Here is a 20,725-nt window from a genome sequence, read left to right as displayed (position 1 = left end):
AATCCATACTCTCACACAGAACGGCTTTTGCGAGTAAAAGCGTAGCGTTAGGAGCAACGGTAATACAAAACGCCCCCAGGAAAGCGTCCGACTGAAGCGCAGATCAAATTTACAAAGATATACCCATGAAAAAAACGCCCCATTCTGCTTTACAGAACAGGGCGGTTTTCACTTACTTCACAGCTGCTGTTTTCTTACTTGTCACTGCCAGGAATGCGCCTGTCAGGATGAAGAAATAAAGTGTGAATGTCTTGTCTTCCCAAATGTTGTAGATGAAGCCGCACCAATACACAGCAATGAGCATTGCGAGTAGTGGGATTGCTTTCTCGGATTGCTTGCGTCCTTTCCAGAAGAGGACGAGCATTCCTAGTAGGAAGACCGCAAACAAGATGACGCCGACGACGCCGGTTTGCGTGATCACTTGAATGTATTGATTGTCGGAATAAATATTGAACTGCACATCATAATGGCTGTAGTACGGTGATGAGTAGACTTTCGATGCTGAATCACCGAATGTCCCAAAACCAGTACCGATGACCGGGTAATCCTTAAAAATCTCAAAGCCCTTATAGACGATGAATAGACGGCCGGTCGTTTTACTCTTTTCGAACGTGTCTGTGTTGAATGTTTCTTTAATACGCGTCGACTCGACGGCAAAGCTTTCGCCTGGTTCAGCCGGGCCTGTCCGTTCCACGTCACCAACAGTTGTGTTAGAGCTAACCCAATGCGCTGTTTTCGTTACTGGAACTGTGATTAAAATGAATCCGAGTCCGAGTGCAACAGCGGTTTTCAGAACAAACTTCCAATTTCTTGTGAAGAGGAAGTAAATTGCGAGTGCGATTGCAAAGGCAATCCATGTGCCACGGCTGTATGTTAGGATCCATGTTCCCGCTAGAACGACAAGGATGATGTTAAGCACCCATTGCCATTTTGACTTCGGCAGCATTGTTTTTAGGTAGTAAATGAGCAAACCTGTAAACGTGAAATAGACGGCAAGCACGTTAGGATTGTTGACGAGCCCGTAAATTCGGCTTCGATTGTTTGCTGAGAGTTGGCGATTGACCCAGCTTTCAGGCATGAGTGCTGTTCGTAAGCTCATTTTTTCAACTAACCCTTGGACGATGAGCACGACGGTGACGAACAACGTGACGTACAAGAAGTTCAAAATGTCCTGTTTGGTAATATCGAGTCTTTTGACGATATATAATAGGAGGAACATAATGACGAACGCACGGATTTGGAAAATGATTGCTGTTGTCATGACGTCGGACAAAAATGCCGAGATGACGCCTAGTAGGATAAATGCGATAAATGCCCATTCGAATACTTCAAAACGGAAGATGGATTTCCAATCTTTGCGAGCATCCCAGACAACGCGTAGGAATGCGAAGACGATGATCAAGTCACCGATCAGTTTGAGTGCTGGATTCACTTCGATTAAGAATGAACGTAACGGGAAATAGATTAATAAGAACAAGATGCCTTGTTTTGGTTTAAGGAGTGCTGCAAGTGCAAGTAAAAGTGTAATCGCATAGGCGATCAGTGTATTTGGGATGACGAGTGCCACTGCGAGTAGCAGGATTCCGAGTAGGGGCACGGCCATTTCTTTTAGGCGTAAGTTGAAATTCATGGAATAACCCTTTCTATAGTTCTTTCACGTTACGATTATAACACAGTGGTTGGACTTGTCGGGAGTTTATTTTTGGATGTGTTGATTACCCAATAGATTACAGAAATTCCGTTGACTTGCGTTTCGGCGCACGCTTTCCGCGGGTGCAGGAATATGAGCGGCATTATTGAAAGAAAATCTGCCCGAAACGGGAATAACTATAAAACTACAGTACTTCCTATGTATAGACGTTTTAACTTGTGAAAGGATTCATGAGAAAGAGGAGCGGGTGTCCGCTCCTCTTATTCTATAGAGTCTTTATTGAAGAATGTTTCTGTCAGTTGCTCATACCAGCGTTTGTATACGGGGTGATCGAAGGTAGCCATTCGTTCGACCATGTTGGTGCCTTGGTAGAACATCATGCCTTTTTCGTCGAGGCCGTACCGTTTGGATATATCCATGTAGAGGTCAAATGCTTCTACGCCTTGTTCGGCTTTGTCCATATGGTAGGAGTCGATTTCAATTGTGATGCCTGTACCGTAAATTTGCGCGTTCAAAAATGCCCGATGAAGACGTTCTTCTTTATTCGGCGTAGTGGCTCTGAATGCATTCGGTTGAAGGAATGCAGCATCGAATCCATAGTCTTTCCATTTGTAAAAGTTTGTTGAAGTGGCATGAGGCGAATAAATAAAGAATTTGTCATGCTTTTTCAACAAGCTTGAGATAGACGAGATGATTACTTCGTCATCGACGGTACGGACCGTTTCACTCAGCCAATAAAAGCCTTTGAAGTTGATGTTGTCGTATTGTCCATTTTCAAATTCCTTCAGCACTTCTTTAACATACCAGTTGGCCAGATCATATCGTGCGTAGACATCACTACCAACTTCATCCCCGTTCAGATTGATGATGGCTTCGTTCCGTTTTGGATAAGGGATGGCTACGTACACATCGACTTTGCGATTTGCCCATTTTGCGGCAGTGTTCAAGTTTTGGATCGCTCCGTCTGCGTTAAATGTACGGTCGATGTATGTTTTCCAGTCTTCATAATTTGCATGATTCGATGGTCCGTCTACGAATTGATCGCTATTTTCATTGTAACGTAATCCAAGAATGACAAACGTCTCGAACATATCTTGTTGAATACCATTGACAGGCTTTGTTTTTAAGTAATGGCTGAAAAATTGTGGGGTGAAATTCTCAATTTCTTTAAAGCCATTATAAATGAGCGCTCCACTTTTCAAGTTCGTTTTATCCGCAGATGCGATTGTTTGCGAATACTCGACGAATTCATTACTTTGTGGGTGGATTGTTCCTTCAGGGTAATATGCAACCTTTTCAACTGCATCATCTACAGATGAAACAACGTCAATGACTTCTCCAGCATTTCGTACTTCATACGCAACAGGCTGTTGGTACACTCTTGAAAGAAATGCACTGAATTGTGCACGAGTCACAGTTTCCTTTGGTCGGAACGAACCATCGTTATAACCTGTCGTCACGTCATGAAAAGCAATGGCGTCAATGAACCGATAATACGGATCTTCAATTGGCACATCCGAGAATTCGCTGTACCCTTTTCCTTCATATGCATAGGCTGTTGCGAGCATTTTGGACATTTCGTCTCTCGTTAAAGGGGCATCAGGGTTGAACTGCCCTTTATCGAGTGACAACCAATAGTTTTCAAGCGCGATCATTATTTCATTGTATCCAGGTGATGTTGGCAGCAAATCTTCAACAGGTGTCGGCCTGTCTTCTAGCGAATACAGATCAAGTGCTCTCGTCATCATGACTGCCGCGTCTTTTCTTGAAATCGCATAACCAGGTCGGAAATTGCCATCCGCGAACCCGCGGATGACATTATTTTGTGCTACGAATTGAATATCTTTATATGCCCAATACTTATAAGTTACATCCTTAAATGTAGAAGCTTGTGCTGTCGTTGCCGTCACAATAAAGAGGCACACCATGGCGATGAGGACACTGAGTTGTTTCAAATACTTTTTCATTCCACTTCTCCTTCTGTCTGTTGAAGACAAAGAGGCAAATCATTTTCCCTCTACTAATACTTGCATCTTTACTTATGAATGTACGGTGTCGCAATGTATCCTGTGATCGTTTTCCCATTGTGTAGTGTTTTCACTGGATACCATACAAAATGGTTGTTTGATACTGGATTTTCGTCATAGACGGGTCCTCCAAGAATGGTGTAAGTGTTTCCTGATGTAACTGTCACAATCGAATCTTTTGCTGTGCTCGGCTTGGAGCGAAGACCTTTTCCGGTGTAGTTCACGGTATCTCCATTTGCAAGAAGTTCAGCCGACTTTGTTCCTTCACCTTTCATTGCAAAGGTCTTTTTATTGAATTGGATATTCGCTGTTGTGGATCCGTCATATGTGAAATCATCACTTGTCATGTCAATCGCTGTAATGTTTGTCGTCAACATACCATTGCTTATGTTGCGATAGACTTTTTCTTGGTAAGCGTTCGGATTTCTTTCCCCCGTCGCGCTATAAAATGGACTATTGACCGGTTTTGTTCCGTTGTAAGCCATCACCGCAAAGTACCAATGCTCGAGTGTGGAACGGTCTTTCGTTCCGATGCTCGGTAGGTCCAGCCGTTTGAAGTTTTCAGCAAGAAGTTGGATACCTGCTTCGATATTGTACGTAATGTCGTACTTAAGCTTTTCCACGTCAAATCCTGGTCGATTTGTAATTTGCATAAGTCCGATACCGCCATCTTCACTAATTAGCGGCTCGCCGTTGTTTAGGAAATGCGTCCAATCACTTTCTACTGTAACGATTGCCTTTGCAATTTCAGGTGGGATGTCCGAATTACGTGCCGCTTTTGTGACGAGACAGTTGAGTGTTTGCTTGTCCGGGTTCACGTTAGACGCCGGATTGTAGCCACATGCATATACGGTTAAACGAAGTGCTTCGTTCGTTGCTCTCGCAAGAAATGCAGAGAATTGCGCGCGTGTAACGGGTTCATTCGGACGGAATTCCGTTTCTGAATACCCTTGTGTCACACCTGCCGCGATGACTTTCGAGATGTACGCGTATCCTGCAGAGCTGACAGGAACGTCTTTGAACGTCATCGGTTCTTCGTCTTTCATTTTAAAAGCGCGTGAAAGGAAAATCGCCATTTCACCACGCGTCACGATCTTATCCGGTCCGAATGTACCATCCGTGTATCCTTGGATAATGCCGGCATCGTTTGCAGACTGGATCGCTCCCGAGGCAAAACTTTGACTGCTCACATCTTTAAAAATCGTTTGTTTCTTTTCCGTTGGCAAGCCAAGAGCTCGCGCAATCATAACTGCAGCTGCTGCGCGCGTCACTTCTTCCGTCGGGCCAAAACGATTACCTTCGTAGCCTTTGATAACGCCTTGTTCGGTCAAGTAGTGAATATGTTCGTAAAACGGATACGAGGTGCTGACATCTGTAAAAGACTCCGCTTTTGCAGAACCTATGAAGCTTGTCATGAAAACCGTGGCAATTACAAAGAAAGATAGGTATTTTTTCATCTAAAATTCCTCCTTACTATTAGACTACTATAGTTGGATATGTTTGAAAAGATGTATTTGGAAATCAACTGGTATAGATTCACGGAAACTCGTAATCTAGTTTTTAAAATTCCCACAAAAAAAGCCTCCCCAAGGTTAGACGCTCGGGAAGGCTGAATCGTTTCATGAATTAGTTAATAAACTCAATTTCTGCCAAGAAGTTATAAATGATTTTTGCCATTTGCGCACGGTTCGCATCTGCGTTTGGACGGAATGTGTCATCTTGGTAACCATCTAGTAAACCTGCTTGGTAAACGCGCTCAACGTGATTACGTGAAGCAGCACCGATTTGCTTGTTGTCTTTGAAAGCAGTCAACGCTTTTTTCTTATCAAAAGTGACTTTATCTGCACCGACATAGTCGATTGCACGGCTGATCATGATTGCCGCTTGGTCACGTGTAATTTCTTCGTACGGACGGAAAGTACCGTCTTTGTACCCTGTAACGATTCCCGCTTCAACAACAGCAGAAATCTCACCATTTTGGTTAAATGCTTGCTTTGTTGAAACATCTTTGAAAGATGTTCCTGCAGGATCCACCGCAACAATTCCTAGTCCACGAGAAAGAATTGCCGCAAATTCACCGCGTGTAATTTTTAGCGTCGGTGCAAATGTTGTGTCAGTTTTTCCGTTAACAACCATGCGGGAAGCTAATTTGTCAACATACTCGCCAGCCCAGCTTGTTCCACCTGTTAGATCAGCGAAAGACTTAGAGTACTCGATCAACGTGTACACGGAGTTAGTAGAACGGTATAGGTTTGCTGATTTGTCACCCGATACATATGTAGGGACAGCTGTCACTTTACCGTTTGCATCCACTGTCACACCAACTGTTGTCAGTGGGTTCAATGTAGAAGCCGCTGGCAATGAACGTTTAATTGGTGTTGGGAATACGCTTAATGTAACAGATTTATCATTAGGCGCTACAAGTTTCACTTCAAAGTCAATTGCATCTGCAAGTACTTTGTATGCTGCTTTGTCTTTTAGTGGGTTGTCCACTTTAGTAACAGAAACGACAAGACTTAATTCAGCTGAAGCAACGTCAAGATCTGTTGCCGCTGCAGAAAGGTCAAATGCATTCACTGGCAATTCGTAAGAAACCGTACCGAATTGAAGTGTTACGACGGCTTTGCTGTTTTTGTTATCGAGTGCATTTAGGATCGTTCCCGGAACATTCACGTCCGTTGCACCAGCTGGTACTTTAATAATTAGCTCTTCAACTTTAGTAGCATTGTTGATAGCATCGATTACTGCTTGTGGATTGGTAGCGATGGTTGAACCGTCAACTTCCACTGCTGTGTCACCTGTTGGTGGTGTTGTTGGTGGAACTGCTCCGCCACCGCCGCCAGTGCCGCCGCCATTGTAACCTGGAGGATTGACGATTAAATTATATTCTTTTGCAAGTGCAACGAATGCTGTTTTCGCTTCTGGTTGAACATTTGCTCCAGTAACGATAGAGTCAAGAGTTGTACCAACATTATCTACATCAACTGAGTCCCAAATTGCAATTGTTAAAGCCGCATATTTCTCTTTTGATTTAGCCGTATCTTTCAAAGCTTTAATGAATTTATCTTTATAAGAGCCTGTTCCTTCCATGTTAGAAAGGAGGTTTGCTTGAACATCAACAAGATAACTTACAAATAGTTCATTTGATAATGTGTCATTATCAAATGCTTTTTTAATATTGGCATCAGTTGCCACTGAGTTGAAGTTTTCGAATTCCTCTTTAAGTTTAAAACCTGTTGTAGAAGCTGCTAATAGCTCGACTAATCCTCCCACAACTTCTCTTGCTGCCTCTTCTCTTGATGGGTTACTTTTTACTTCAGCAGATAATAGCTTATCTGTCTCAATTTCAACTCGCGAAGGCGTTAGATAGCCTTTAATTGCACTGTGAGCATCGCGTAAAGCTTTTTGATGTGTATTTGCATCAAGTTTGTCAAAAGCTAAATTTAGATTATCAATTAGTTTTGTTACATCTGTATTACTTGCAGCTTTCGCGTCCTCTGCATTTAGTCCTACAGCAAGAACAGGTGTCAATGCTACTGTTCCGATCATGACTGATTTCAACACTTTGCTTTTTTTGCTATTATTCGTCATTTTCTCACCTCTATAATTATTTCAACTTCTACCTAGTTTAATATAACTAGTACCTAAATACAACTAAACTCTTAAAACAGTAATAGATTAACTACTACTTTTATCACTTAGTTCTTAGCGAATTTGACTAGTTTGAGAAATATCATTACTAAAATTTATTATTGAAAATAAAAAACACTCTTCAATATGGCTTATACACAATGCCATTTGAAAGTGTTAGCAATAAATAATGGGACCCGAGCAACGTGTTTCCGCACATTGCTCGGTACTCTTTTGAATGAGAAGTTCAAAAGAGATCTTACATAAAATTTATCATTAAATCTAATACTTGTCAACAAGTTTTTAGTTTTTTTAAATTCTTTTGTAGAGTTGTAATAATTACTTTAGTGAACTTAGTGTTCGTCAACTAGAATTGAAGATAACCGGAAGAAATAATCATGAAATAGACAAGAAAAACTCCATTAACGTAGATAATCTTCTATGACCACTAGCTTATTTTGTTTTTCATGATAGCTTACTACGAGAGTAAAAACACCTTCACGTCAATGGTTATTAACGGTAGGTGTTTTCATTTCTAGCTTTCTGAGTTCATTTCGAAAGAGCTAATTTACTCAGTAATCATTTTAAGAGTATCCAATGCACGATACAACATCACTGCTGCTTCAGCACGCGTAGCGTTGTTTTTCGGATTGAAGTTGCCGCTTTCAGTTCCTTTTACGACGCCAAGTGCATTTGCTTTGTACACGGAGTCGATTGCAAATGCACCGATGAATCCGTGGTCTTTGAAGTTCGCAGGTGTTTCAAGGCCATTTAACTTCTCTTTGTCCTTGAATTCGATTGCACGAATGACCATTGCAGCAATTTCTTCACGCTTAATTGGTGCGTCAGGATTGAACTTGCCGTCAGCTGTACCATTGACGATACCAGCACGTGCAGCCGCTTCCACGCCTGCGAACGCCCATTTTTTGCTCGTATTGACATCGCTGAACGTACCCTCATAGTCCTTCATCGGAAGGTCGAGTGCACGTGCAAGCAATACTGCAAATTCTGCACGGGAAATTTGTGCATTTGGTGCGAATTCAGTTTCTGTTTTTCCTTGGATAATGCCCATTGCAGCAAGTTTGTTGATTTCTTTAGCTGCGAATGTGTTAGTAATATCCGTAAAAACAGGTGGTTTAATTGGTTCTGGTGTTGGTTCCGGACTTGGGTTCACTGGTGGAAGAATTGGACCTGGTACGAAATCAATTGGAATTTCGATTTGGTAGTCTGTAAAGTTCATAGCCCCATCCCACGCTCTAACTGAAAGTGAATCTTTGTCTGTTACTTTTCCATCAATGATGAATTGCTCGTCTGAAGTTAATAGGACATCATCCGAAATCACTTCTTCGTTTAGGATGACTTCCCAATAAGCAGCTCCAGTTCCGTTTTCATTATCCACGAATTCTGAAATAGAAATAGTATTCTTTGCTTTTTCAAAAGAAACTTTTGCTGTTGGCGCAACTGTATCGATTTTCACTGGGAACTTAATTGATTGCCATTCTGCACCTTCAAAATCGATGACACCACTTATTTCGATAAAATACTCTCCATCTTCTGCAATCTCGCCTTCAATTGTTCCATCCCAACCATATTCCGGATCGTATGTGAACGGTGGTGTAGTTGCACTAGAAATGTAATGTTTTCTCAAATAAGAATCTGTTTCGATTAAACGAATCTCATTTCCTTCACTATCTAGAATCGCAACTTTAAATTCTTTTGCGTTTCGGAAGAGAGAGAACACTGGAATGACTTTGTCTCGTATTCCATCGTCATTCGGTGAGAAACCAAAACGACTCGTATCAACCTCTTCAGTCTCAAAGTCTTGTGCACCGTCAATGAAATAACCTTGCTCGTCTGCAAGCGCTGTGTAGCCCCAATAAGTCATACTATCCCACGCGAAGTAGTCGAATATTGGTGCGTCATCCCAGCTACCGTTAAATCCGAAGAATGGTACCGTTAGCGGAACATTACCTGTTATTTCTTCTTCAGCATCTGTTAACGTAACAAAGCCATCAACGAAGAAGCCATTCGTATAAATGAAACTGAAGAGATCGGCGATAAACGAAACATCTACTGATATCGTGATGTCCGCAGTGCCGTTCGCTGGAATTGTAACGGATCCAGGAGCTACAACCTCAATATCCTCTTCACCTAATACAAATTGTCCGTAGTCCGGATTGTTTGGCAGGTTCACAAATAGTCCGCCACCTGCATCTTCTGGCACGTCCATTTGAACTTGCGTGTTCACAATATACGTTTTTTCTTCGTCAGAGAAGTTTTTCGCCGTTAGCGTAAATGTGAATTGGTTATCGACAATTTCTTTTAACGCAACTTTCGCTTCTCCAGTTACACTATTCGTCACGACTACATCTGTACTCAATGCATTTGCAAGTTGCATTAACCCTGCCCCTTGACGACGTGGTGAGACAAATTCACCCGGGTTGAGTTCTACAGGCTTTGCAGTGTTCATCAATAGGTTTTTAGCTAATTGAACGCGCTCAATCGGAGTTACATCAAATTCACTGTCCACACGTTCAAAAATCAATGCAGTTCCGCCTGCAACGTGTGGTGCAGCCATTGAAGTTCCGCTCATTAACCCGTATTTATTATCATTGAGTGTAGAGAAAATGTTTCCACCTGGAGCTGTAATTTCAGGTTTGAAATCAAGATTAGGCGTTGGTCCCCATGATGTAAAGTCACTCATCATACCTTCTTTTGGATTTGCTGCATCGAGAAATTGACCGTCAAATTCAACCGTAACTACTTTACCTGCGTCAATTTCTGCTTTCATCGCTAGTCCATCTGTTTGAAGTGCAGACATATACGGAATAACGATTGCTGGATCGGATACCATGTTAATCGTACCAGCTGTATTGTTATAAATAATTACACCTGCCGCGCCAGCCGCCTGTGCATTCAATCCCTTTTCGGTAAATGCAATTGCACCTCGAGAGATCAATGCAAATTTATCTGTAAAATCTTTACCTTCGAAGTCTTCGGGTTGTCCTAATCCCGCTTCAACGACTTCAAATGTAGTTGTCTCCAACAACGATGGATCTACATCATTTGCTAATAAATAGATTGCGCGTCCACCTGCTTCTCCATCTACATGATAAGCGAAGCTGTATGCTGTCACCTTACTGTTTTCAAGTGAAGCCACCCCTAATGATTCATGTGTAACACTCGGTGAACCCGTTAAACCGTAGTCTTGGTTTTCAGCGTATGGATAGAATGTACCTGAACCATACAAATTGGAATTCCCAGCAGAAATAGATACGAGCACACCATTTTCGGTTGCTCTCTTTACTGCTTGCTGCTCAGGACTTTCGCTATTTACGAATCCTGCTGTTGAGCCTAGAGACATATTAATGACGTCTGCTTCAAGCTTAATGGAGTCGTCAATTGCTTTAATGTAAATATCACCATACGTGTATGGATTTTCAGGATCGTTACCAAATACTTTTAGTGCTAATAGTTGCGCTTCTGGTGCTACCCCTTTAATACCGCCTGCTTCTTCATCACCATTTGCTCCAACAGTTCCAGCAACGTGCATACCATGCATGGATCCATCTGGCAGATCTGAAATTACATCATCTTCATCCATGTAGTTATAACCAAACGGAACTTTAGCAGTATAGTACATTCCATTTTTAATAGAACCATTTTCTAATAGAGTAGCAACTTTCTCCTCCGTAATAGCCCCTGTTGACTCATCTGTTAAAACCATATCACGATGAGTAGGATCAATACCGGAATCGATAACCCCAACGACTAATCCTTCCCCTCGATATCCATAGTCATTCCAAACCCGTTGAGCTTGGACCAACTCTTTGGAGTGAACCATTTCTGGCTTTTCCTCAGGTCTTCGGTATTCCGTAGACTCGTATACTGCTTTAACGCCTGCAAGATTGGCAATCATCTCTACAGATTTAGCGTCTACTTCTGCTGAAAAACCATTGAAGACAGTTGTAAAGTTTTCAAGATACTTAATTGTAGGGGCGACTTTTGCAGCTTTTGCTTGCACTGTCGCTTGGTCAGCTTCTACTGTAGCTTCTAATTGATTTCTTTCTGTCGTTGACAACTCCTTATAAAGGAGACCCCTTTTTGTTGCTCTTTCAATAGTAGGCGCTTTTTCAAGCTCCACGATAATTCGAACGCGTTCGTTCGGATTCGTTGGACTGATTAACCGATCTGGAAGTTTATGATCTGGCCTGTCCAATTGAATTGTCTGATTTACACCCTTTCCACCAATTGTTGTACCCGCCATGCCAAAAGCCATTGAACTCAATGACAGCATGAATACGAGCGTCAGCAAAAGTACCCTTTTTACTCTCACCGCTAACATTCCTCCCCTTAAATGTTTTTTTCACGCTAATCAAAATAGCGTTACATTATTAATATAGCATAAATACTTAGAAGTTAGTTGTTAAATATTACAATCATTTAAACATTTTCACAAACATCGAAATTACAGTAAGAAACAGGTCGATTTGGCTAGTATTCCAACAATAGTTCTGTCAATTGGCTAGCAGGTGAAAGAATATCAGTCTTAGAAAAATCAATAAAAACCTCTCAAGTTATTTCTAACTTGAGAGGTTTTAGCACCCGTTTTATTACTCTTTAATTAACGTCAATGTATCCAGTGCACGATACAACATGACTGCTGCTTCCGCACGTGTTGCGTTGTTTTTCGGATTGAAGCTTCCGTTTTCAGTTCCTTTTACAACGCCAAGTGCGTTTGCTTTGTACACGGAATCGATTGCGAATGCACCGATGGATCCGTGGTCTTTAAAGTTCGCAGGCGTGTCAAGGCCATTTAATTTTTCTTTGTCCTTGAATTCGATTGCGCGAATCACCATTGCAGCGATTTCTTCACGCTTGATTGGTGCGTCAGGATTGAATTTCCCATCAGCTGTACCATTGATAATTCCTGCACGAGCAGCTGCTTCAACGCCAGCAAACGCCCATTTCTTGCTTGTATTGACGTCGCTGAACGTACCTTCATAATCTTTCAATTCAAGGTCTAGTGCTCTAGCAAGCAATACTGCAAATTCTGCACGAGAGATTTGCGCGTTTGGAGCGAATTCTGTTTCTGTTTTTCCTTGAATGATGCCCATTGCAGCAAGTTTGTTGATTTCTTTAGCTGCAAATGTGTTTGTAATGTCCGTGAAAACAGGTGGTGTAACTCCTGGAACTTCAGGATCTGGTTTTTCTTCAGGTTTTGGATCTACCGGTGGAGTAATTGGATCTGGTACAACAACCGGAGCTGTAACAGTTATTTTCACTTCAATTGGTTCAAAGTTAAGGTATTTAACTGTAACTGTCGTACTTCCTGAAGCAAGTGCTGTAATTTCACCACCTACAACTGATACAACTTCTTCATTAGCAACTTCATACGTTGCTTCATTCGTTACATCTTTTACGATACTCTCTTTACCAGCTTCTGTTGTAGTTTCTGTTACTTTAATTTGACGTTTGTTACCAATAGCTAAAGTATAATCAGATTTGTCAACTGATAAAGTGACTTCAGTACCCTTACCATCTTCTGTTAATAATGCTTCTCCTTTGTTGCCTGCCGCATCTTCAACAATAATAGAGACTTCTACATTATCAGATTCCAAACCTAGTGTACCTGAAGGTAATTCAATATCAAATGACCCGTCTTGATTTAGTAGGAATGGTACTGCCTCTCCTGCTACATCATTTTTCGTAATAACATATGAAGCAGATAGTTTCTCATTTAGATCGTAATCTAAACCATATAAAGCTAGTTCTTCGATATATTCAATATATTTATCCGTTACTTTTCCAATAATATTAGCTTCACTTATAGAACCTTCTATTACCGGCTTTGTTGTTTTTACAAAAATCGGACCAGCGTAATCTCCAATTTCTGCTGGATTACCTGAAACGGTTTCAGCAGTGAAATCGACTGTATATAATCCGTCAGGAATCGTTGTGAGACCTGATCCATCCCAAGGACGATATTGTCCTTTGATCGGAAGTTGATAAGATCCTGCTCCTAGAGATTGACCGGCATGTAAATATCCGATATAGCCATCACTAAATTCTCCACCTTCAGGATTCATAATATCCCATAATTCAATAACGTTAAATCCTACGTCTCCTGTGATTGTGAAATACAGCATCGCTTCATCATTAAAGCCGTCCCCATCAAAACTTAGATCTGTTTCTGTAATATCCATATCTTTCACTTCGACTGGTGCCTCACCGCCAAAGTCAGCAGCAAATGGCAAGGATACACTAGCTTCTGCCCCGTTAGAAATATGGATATAACCAAGGATTTCATCTCCAGGACTTGACTCTGTTGAAGATCCGGTTAATGTGACATCCAATAAAAGCTCGCCGTCTAAAGTGAATGAAGGTTGGTTAACTGTCACTTTTGCATCGCCGAATGACTTTGTAACATCGACAGTTACATTGTAATTTCCGCCATTTCCAGCGATATCTTTGACTAAGATTTGCTTAGTGACCGATAAGTCTTCTTCAAGAGATTGAGGACCAAACGTTACTGTGCCTTTTAAGTTCTCAACTGATTCCCCATCATTGTTCGCTGTATCGATTGCATATGCAAGGATTTCTGGATGCGCAGCTGCGTATGCTTGCACGCGACCTGCTCCTTGAGCGAACACGTCATATTTAGTAGTATCAAGAAGTTTAGCAGTGTTTGATAACGCAACCTTCACATCAAATGCGTTCCACGTCGGATTCGCTTGTTTAACAAGTGCCGCGATTCCCGCGATGTGTGGGGTCGCCATCGATGTACCTGTTTTGCGTGTATAAGCTTGTTCATAAGTAGCTTCTGGGAAGTCCGCTTTATACATTGGAATTGTTGACATGATATTTGTTCCTGGTGCACTTACATCAGGTTTAATGTCAAAGTTCGGTGAGGATGGACCACGTGAACTTGAGTCGTTGACATCATCACCAGTAGTCATTGTATGATTAAAATCACCAAAAGTTACTGTGCCTGTAGATTCCGCTAGCGCTGCACGAATTGCATCACCATCTGTTTGAGACATGTCAAATGCAGGGATGAATTCAAATGCATCACCAAGGAAAACATTTGATTTATCTGGTGCATTTGTACCTCCAGCAAAGTTGTGAACGATAATTGCAACTGCACCGTTCTCTTTTGCATACTCAATTTTGTCAACAAAAGCAATTTGACCACGTGATACTAACGCAACTTTCCCGTCAACATCCAGCCCTTCGTAGTCCGACATTGCTCCAATTCCAGGAACTGCAACTAGTTCAAACTCACCCTCGAGTTGAGCTGCGAGTGATTGACCGAAAGTAGTTCCCATTAAATCGATTGTTTTCGAGAAATTAAAATCCCCTGCATTTACTGTTACTGCACCAGCAAAATGCGCTTCAGGATTTGTCGTATTTCCAACTGCAATCCCTAAACGAGATGTCGCAGGTGTCCCCATCGTTCCGCGGTTAGGTCCAGAGTTCCCAGTTGCTATGACGGAAATTGTGCCAGCAATCATTGCATTGTTAATAGCGAATGAAGCCCCATCTGTTTCAGAGTTTGCTCCACCACCTAATGATAAGTTGATAACATCTATTTCTTGCTCTACAGCATAATCAATTGCCGCAATAATTCCACTAGTGGATCCACTTCCATAAGCTCCAAGAACGCGGTATGCATATAGATCTACTTTTGGCGCAATCCCTTTAATACCATACTCATTCGCACCAATAGCTGCGATTGTTCCTGCTACGTGTGTTCCGTGAGAAGTGTAGAAAGAACTGCCCCGATCATTGAATTCCGGGCGATGATTCGGACGATCTAATGGTGATGTTTCTGAAGCATCGTCTTCTGCACGTGGACGTGCATAATCGTTTCCAGTATGCAGAACGAAGTTTTTACCGCCTTTATAAATCCCTTCAAAGTCAGGGTGATCAGCGTCAATACCTGTATCAAGAACCGCTACTTTAATTCCCTGTCCTTCATAACCTTCCGCCCACAGTGGTTCAATGCCTAAAAAATCAATGCTTGTTGCCATTGCAGCATCTACTTGGCCACTATCCGCAACAGCATTACTTTCTTCAAAAGCATAAACTGTTGCATCAGGTTCTACTAATGTAACACCTTTTACTAACAGAATCTTCTCGAGATCATCTGCTTTAACTGACGTTGAAAATCCGTTTAATACCGTATTGTAAGAAAAATCTATTTCATGCGAGATGTTTAAACTAGCCATTTCTTTTTGAACCAAATTTTGTTGTTTGACGACTTTTTGTTTCACTTCTCTTGCGTCTTTTGCAGAGAAACTCTTTCCTGCAAGCTCAGTAATCCCCTTTTTAAGCGCTACAGGATTTTCAGATAAATGTACGATTACATTTACTCTTTCATCACCTGATAGCCCTTGCAAGTCCTTATGGAGAATTGGTCCCCCATTTGCCAAGTTTAACTGCTCAGCAATAGCAGCCTTCAATTGCATTGTACTTTCGCTTTGACTCCCCGATTTGAACGGGTTCGCCTGTTCTGCATTAGCATTAACCGTGAACGGCAATACTAATGAGAGAACGAGAATGAAAGCTATCATGCTTCTGAAGACCCTTAAAAGATTATTGTTCTTCAATTCCCATTTCCCCTTTCCCTTTTTACACGCTTGTCCAACTAGCGTGTCAATATTAATATAGCACATTAAAGTAAAAATCTTCATATCCATTTTTAAATGTTTCTTATAATACTGTTAAAATACTACTATTATGGTAGTTGTTATTTTAGAATAATTGACTGTTCAATGCCTTCAAACGCTTATAAAACCAACACTTTAATTCAAAATGCCTATGATTAATAATCAGAATAATTTAAACCTATCGTGACTTTACAATCATTTTACAATTCTTCAACTCTCTCTCCTCCTTATCACTTAAATCGTATTACCAATTCACAAACAAACTACCAGACAAGTGTATGTTTACTATGTTGCGTATATTCATCTTGTCGAAAAGTAGGTAAAGAAAAAGCCGACTTCGTCGACTTTTCTTGGTTTATGAAGCAAGTTGCTCAAATGAAGTTTGTTGTTGTCCCCAAATTTTTGTGACCCATTCCGGATGGTCAATAAAAGGATTGCGGTTGCCTTGCCATCTGTAAATTGTATTGTTGCGTTTCATTTCAAACTCATCGACTGGATCTTGTAGGTGCCATTGAAGAAGGACAGATAGTTTTCCGTGATACGGAGCGCTACCGTTGTTCAGTTTTTCATTTAACTCCAAATCTACTTTGTCGCCTTTTTCATACCGAGTTGCCATGTAAAATAGCATTCTAGCGACATCGCCTTTCACGTGATCTGGTGCTTCCCATGAATTCGACGTGCGTTTGCAACCGTCGCAATTGTTCACAGGGCTTCCGCCGTTATCGAAATCCAAATTCCCTCTTGCGCTATTCACTTGGACATCTGTCGGTCGTAGGTGATGAATGTCTGTTCCTGGACCCTGCGACGTGCCAAAATCTCCATGCGACTTCGCCCAGACGTGTTCTCGGTTCCAGTCACCTACATTACCGCCATTTTTGTTTTTAGATCTTGAATGACCGGAATAAAAGAGAATGACATTATTTGCGTTATTCGGGTCTTCGTCTGTTTCACGTAGCGCTTCCCACACTTGGCTATATGATAGTTGTGTATGTCCGCTAATAATTTCATGAAGTGCATCTTTCAATGCTTGCCCTTCTTTCCCGCGAGCGTTTTTGTAGTAGTCGTCGCCAGGCACAGCTTCAGCATTTACCGTTACAGTGAAGCTTGCTGTCGCTGTCTTCTCCCCATCCGTTGCTGTTACACCGACAATGTGGGAGCCTTCTTCCAACGTCAGGGTCAATGTAGATCCATTAACTGTACCTTTTGTTGCTGTAAAAGAAAGTTCATCTCCGTCAGGATCGGTGAAGTATTCGTTAAGCACTACTGAAATCGTTTCACCGACCGTTACTGTTCTATTTGGCATTGGTTTTGCAATCGGCGCATTGTTTTCAGGAGTGAAAGGAGGAACCCCAATGGGCTCCCCTTTCGAGTTGTAGAACTTAATGTTTTCTGGATTTGCACCGTTCATGAATTCTACTTCTTGAATGTACTCAGCGCCGCGCACTTCGGATACATTCGTGCCGTCAATGATTAATTTCAACGCATTATTCCCTTTAAAGTCCACAATCCCTCCAGCTTCAGTAGGTTTCACTGTCACTGGTGTTGTCGCAAATCCTGCACCGTGGAATTCCGCGTATGCACCTGTGAAGAGGACGCCTTCCGTAATAACGGATGTCTCATCTAGTGACACCGCTACACTCGGCTTTCCAATCTTCAAAAGTTTCGTTTTGAGGTTCGTGAAGTTGTACGTTACGTCAGCCTCAATTGGTGCTGGCGTCTCTACTTTGTTAAAGTCCACTTGAACTAACACTGGATCGTGGTCACTCGCTCGTCCTGCCATGTCAGTAAAGTCTGCGTTAATGTGTAAAATATCAACTTCAGTTTTTGCTGCGAGTTCATTGGAAACGAGAATATGATCGAGTACTTGTGAGTTTCCTTGGTAGACATACGTATAACGGTCGGACGTCTCGACTTTGTTAATCATATTCGTCATGTAGTTACCTTCGTGAATTTTCAACGCTTCCGCAAATTGGAAATCATTGAAGTCTCCTAGTGATACAATGTTTGCTTCTGGATTTTTCATTTTCACATCTGCAACGAAATCGTAGACGATTTGAGCGATTTTCTTACGTTGTACTTCACTACCGTAAACAGGAGGTTGCTTTGAACCGAATAGCGGCGTATCCCCTGATTTGGAGTTCCAGTGGTTGGCGATGACGATGACGTTTTCACCTTGGAAGTCGAATTGAGCTGCCAATGGTTTACGGCTACGATCGAATGCTGCGTTCGTCGGATCGATTCGTCCTGGGTTATGCGTCAGTTTGCCATTTTCGTAACCGACAGCAGTTGTTGCATCACCTTGAGGGCTGCCTTCTGTCAATGAAACACGTGCAGGGTTGTATAAGAAGCCAACACGGATGTTTGCATTAGGTTGACCACCGTCTTCGTTGTTAACAGGGTCAATGTTGACGTATTTGTATCGGACACCACCAGCGTCTACAATTGCCTGGATTAATCGCTCATAGCTTTCATTCGCTTGAGGTCCTCCTGCGTCAGGGCCGTTATTGTCTTGAACTTCTGTAACACCGACAATATCAGGACTTTGCATGTCTACTGCAAATGCTCTCGCCAGTTTTTGTGCTTTTTCCGTTGAAGTTGTCTTCGTATTATTGGAGAAGTTTTCTAGGTTATAAGATGCAATTGTCAATTTATCGTCCGCTTTAACAATTGTCGTCTGCTCAGGAGTTGCTTCTCCTTTTACGTGTGCAGCCTGCATATCCGTTAACGACGTGTAAATTTTGTAGTTCTGGAATGAATAGCCGACGACACCTGTTAGAGGCCCTTCGAATTTATCACCCGTAGCTACTTCAAAATTTCTTGCCTCTCCATTTGGCTCTAAACGGAACTGGATGCGGTTTGCATTGGCATTGTCTTTTTCTAATAGAACACCCCCATGCAATGAGTTCGTTGGCGCACTTTCCAGTACAGTAACGATATCTCCATGTTCTTGTGGAGCGACTGCTTTCACATTCCCGACTTCAACGCGCATGCCTTCAATACTTTCCCAGAAATCAAGTGCGTCTACTTCCGGATTAAAGATTGCTAGATTATCGCTATCGATATGCTCCGTTGGTAAGTTTGTTTCATCGATAATGATTGGTGCAGGTAATTCTACGTTCTTTTGAAGTACCGTTACATTTCCACCTTGGTCATCACGAACATTGATTTGCGTAACTTTCATATCCGTTTGTTGACGATCTGAAAATCCATCAATCGCATATTCACTCACTTTACCCTTAACGGATACTAGATCCCCGACAGTAATTGGCCAAGAATTTTTTCCACTGTACAGTATTATCGCTTCCGAAGTGTTCGGATTATCATCAGCTTGAGCATCTGGCGTTTGGATATGGTAGTAATGTGAACCACTTAGCGTAAAGTGGTAAGTGACGATACCTTCGATCCCTTCAACGTTTTGACCGTCAAATGGAGACGTATGGCTTTCGCCTTGAATATCGTGAATGCGAATGGCATCGGTAATGTTGTAATCGTATGTGACGACATCACTATAACGACCATCTGTTGTTTTGACGACCGCTTTTAAGGTTGTACTTTCGGTAATGTCAATCGGCTCTGCATACGTTGCACCATTTTCGATTGGATTTGTTGTATCCAACGTATAGAGGATTTCGGCATCCAACGTACTTGTTGTCAATGTTACTGTTGTGCCGCCAACAAATGTTCCACTACCTGGCGTAGCGATAACCGGGTGGACTGCTGTACTGTCTAGAATAATATCTTGGACAGAACGTGGAATGACTTGATACGTATTATCGAACTGTTGAACAATACCTGTTACTGAGTCATATAAGCTTCCAACTTCTAAGCCAAGCGATTTGGACTCATCCCGTACAATGAATTCAGAAGTTCCATCGGTAGCTGTATAATTTGCCCATCCATTTCCATCTTGGACAGACAGAATTTCAATATTTTCTGTTTTGACAAGAAGGGATTCATTGTCTTCATTTACTTCAGCACCCGTAATGACTTTTGGTGCTGGCTCTCCGACTACTGTTGGTTCGCCAACGATTGTAGCACCATCTAATTGTAGAAGCCCTCGGTAATCAGCTATTTTACCAGTAAGTGTAACTTCTTCGCCGATACTGATGTTTAAACTCGTTGGGCGAACTGCAATACCGCCTGTAGCATCTTGAACGGAGATTGTATTGTTTAATTTTGCTGCTACTATCCCCTTGATCGTCACAGTCGAATCAATACTTTTTGTACGAGCTTCAGCAATAGGTATGGCTGCAGGATTTTCAGGCTCGGGATTAGGATTGTCATCTGCCGCAAACTTAATTGCTGTAGGACTTTTTAGGCCCGGACCACTAAAATACTTTTCCAAGCTTCCAGACACATCTACTTTTTTATCAAGTAATCCGGGATTAGATTTCAAGCCCCAATCTCCACGATAGGCAGTAGTTAGTTGGACAAACAACATTTTAGTAGTGTCGGTTTCACCAGGTGTATCTGCTAGGGCAAAGTTGTTGTCATCAGGAAATCCTGTTCTAATTACACTAGTATTACTTTTAGTGTAACCAACTATATACCCTCGGACAGTAGCTTTACCTGTGTTGTTTGCTATCGCCTCAGCAACACTTATAAAATCATTTGCTTTAACAATAGGGACATTCGGTAAGAATAAACTCAGTATGAGTATAAATACTAAACCAATGTTTAGTATTCTTTTGGGCTTCTTAGTCTTCATTTCTTCTACTCCAATCGATACTTGTATTTTTATTCTA

Annotated in this window: 7 protein-coding genes; all 7 read right to left on the bottom strand. The window is 41.8% G+C overall.

What is annotated here, in order from left to right; genetic code table 11:
• Window positions 1-172 precede the first annotated feature (172 nt).
• Window positions 173-1,630, bottom strand: coding sequence for an O-antigen ligase family protein (locus NRI27_RS13570; RefSeq protein WP_371391198.1), 1,458 nt, complete (start codon window positions 1,628-1,630; stop codon window positions 173-175).
• 281 nt (window positions 1,631-1,911) lie between these two features.
• Window positions 1,912-3,618, bottom strand: coding sequence for a DUF4855 domain-containing protein (locus NRI27_RS13565; RefSeq protein ID WP_371391196.1), 1,707 nt, complete (start codon window positions 3,616-3,618; stop codon window positions 1,912-1,914).
• A 68-nt stretch (window positions 3,619-3,686) separates the two neighbouring features.
• A complete protein-coding gene (locus NRI27_RS13560) occupies window positions 3,687-5,135 on the bottom strand; it encodes an S-layer homology domain-containing protein (RefSeq protein WP_371391195.1) in 1,449 nt (482 codons plus the stop codon).
• A gap of 169 nt (window positions 5,136-5,304) precedes the next feature.
• Window positions 5,305-7,269, bottom strand: coding sequence for an S-layer homology domain-containing protein (locus tag NRI27_RS13555; RefSeq protein WP_371391194.1), 1,965 nt, complete (start codon window positions 7,267-7,269; stop codon window positions 5,305-5,307).
• 607 nt (window positions 7,270-7,876) lie between these two features.
• Window positions 7,877-11,605, bottom strand: coding sequence for a S8 family serine peptidase (locus tag NRI27_RS13550; protein WP_483316080.1), 3,729 nt, complete (start codon window positions 11,603-11,605; stop codon window positions 7,877-7,879).
• 316 nt (window positions 11,606-11,921) lie between these two features.
• The gene (locus NRI27_RS13545; protein WP_371391191.1) at window positions 11,922-15,920 is read right to left on the bottom strand and encodes a S8 family serine peptidase; all 3,999 of its coding nucleotides are present in this window, start codon (window positions 15,918-15,920) and stop codon (window positions 11,922-11,924) included.
• A gap of 415 nt (window positions 15,921-16,335) precedes the next feature.
• Window positions 16,336-20,688 (bottom strand): endonuclease, encoded by a 4,353-nt coding sequence (locus NRI27_RS13540; protein WP_371391190.1) that lies wholly within the window; start codon window positions 20,686-20,688, stop codon window positions 16,336-16,338.
• Between the last annotated feature and the right edge of the window lie 37 nt (window positions 20,689-20,725).

It is taken from the genome of Sporosarcina sp. OR05, from assembly GCF_041414805.1.
In the GTDB taxonomy this organism is placed as follows: Bacteria; Bacillota; Bacilli; order Bacillales_A; family Planococcaceae; genus Sporosarcina; species Sporosarcina saromensis.
The sequence above is the reverse complement of the archived record's forward strand: the minus strand, read 5'-3'. Positions and strand labels throughout refer to the sequence as shown.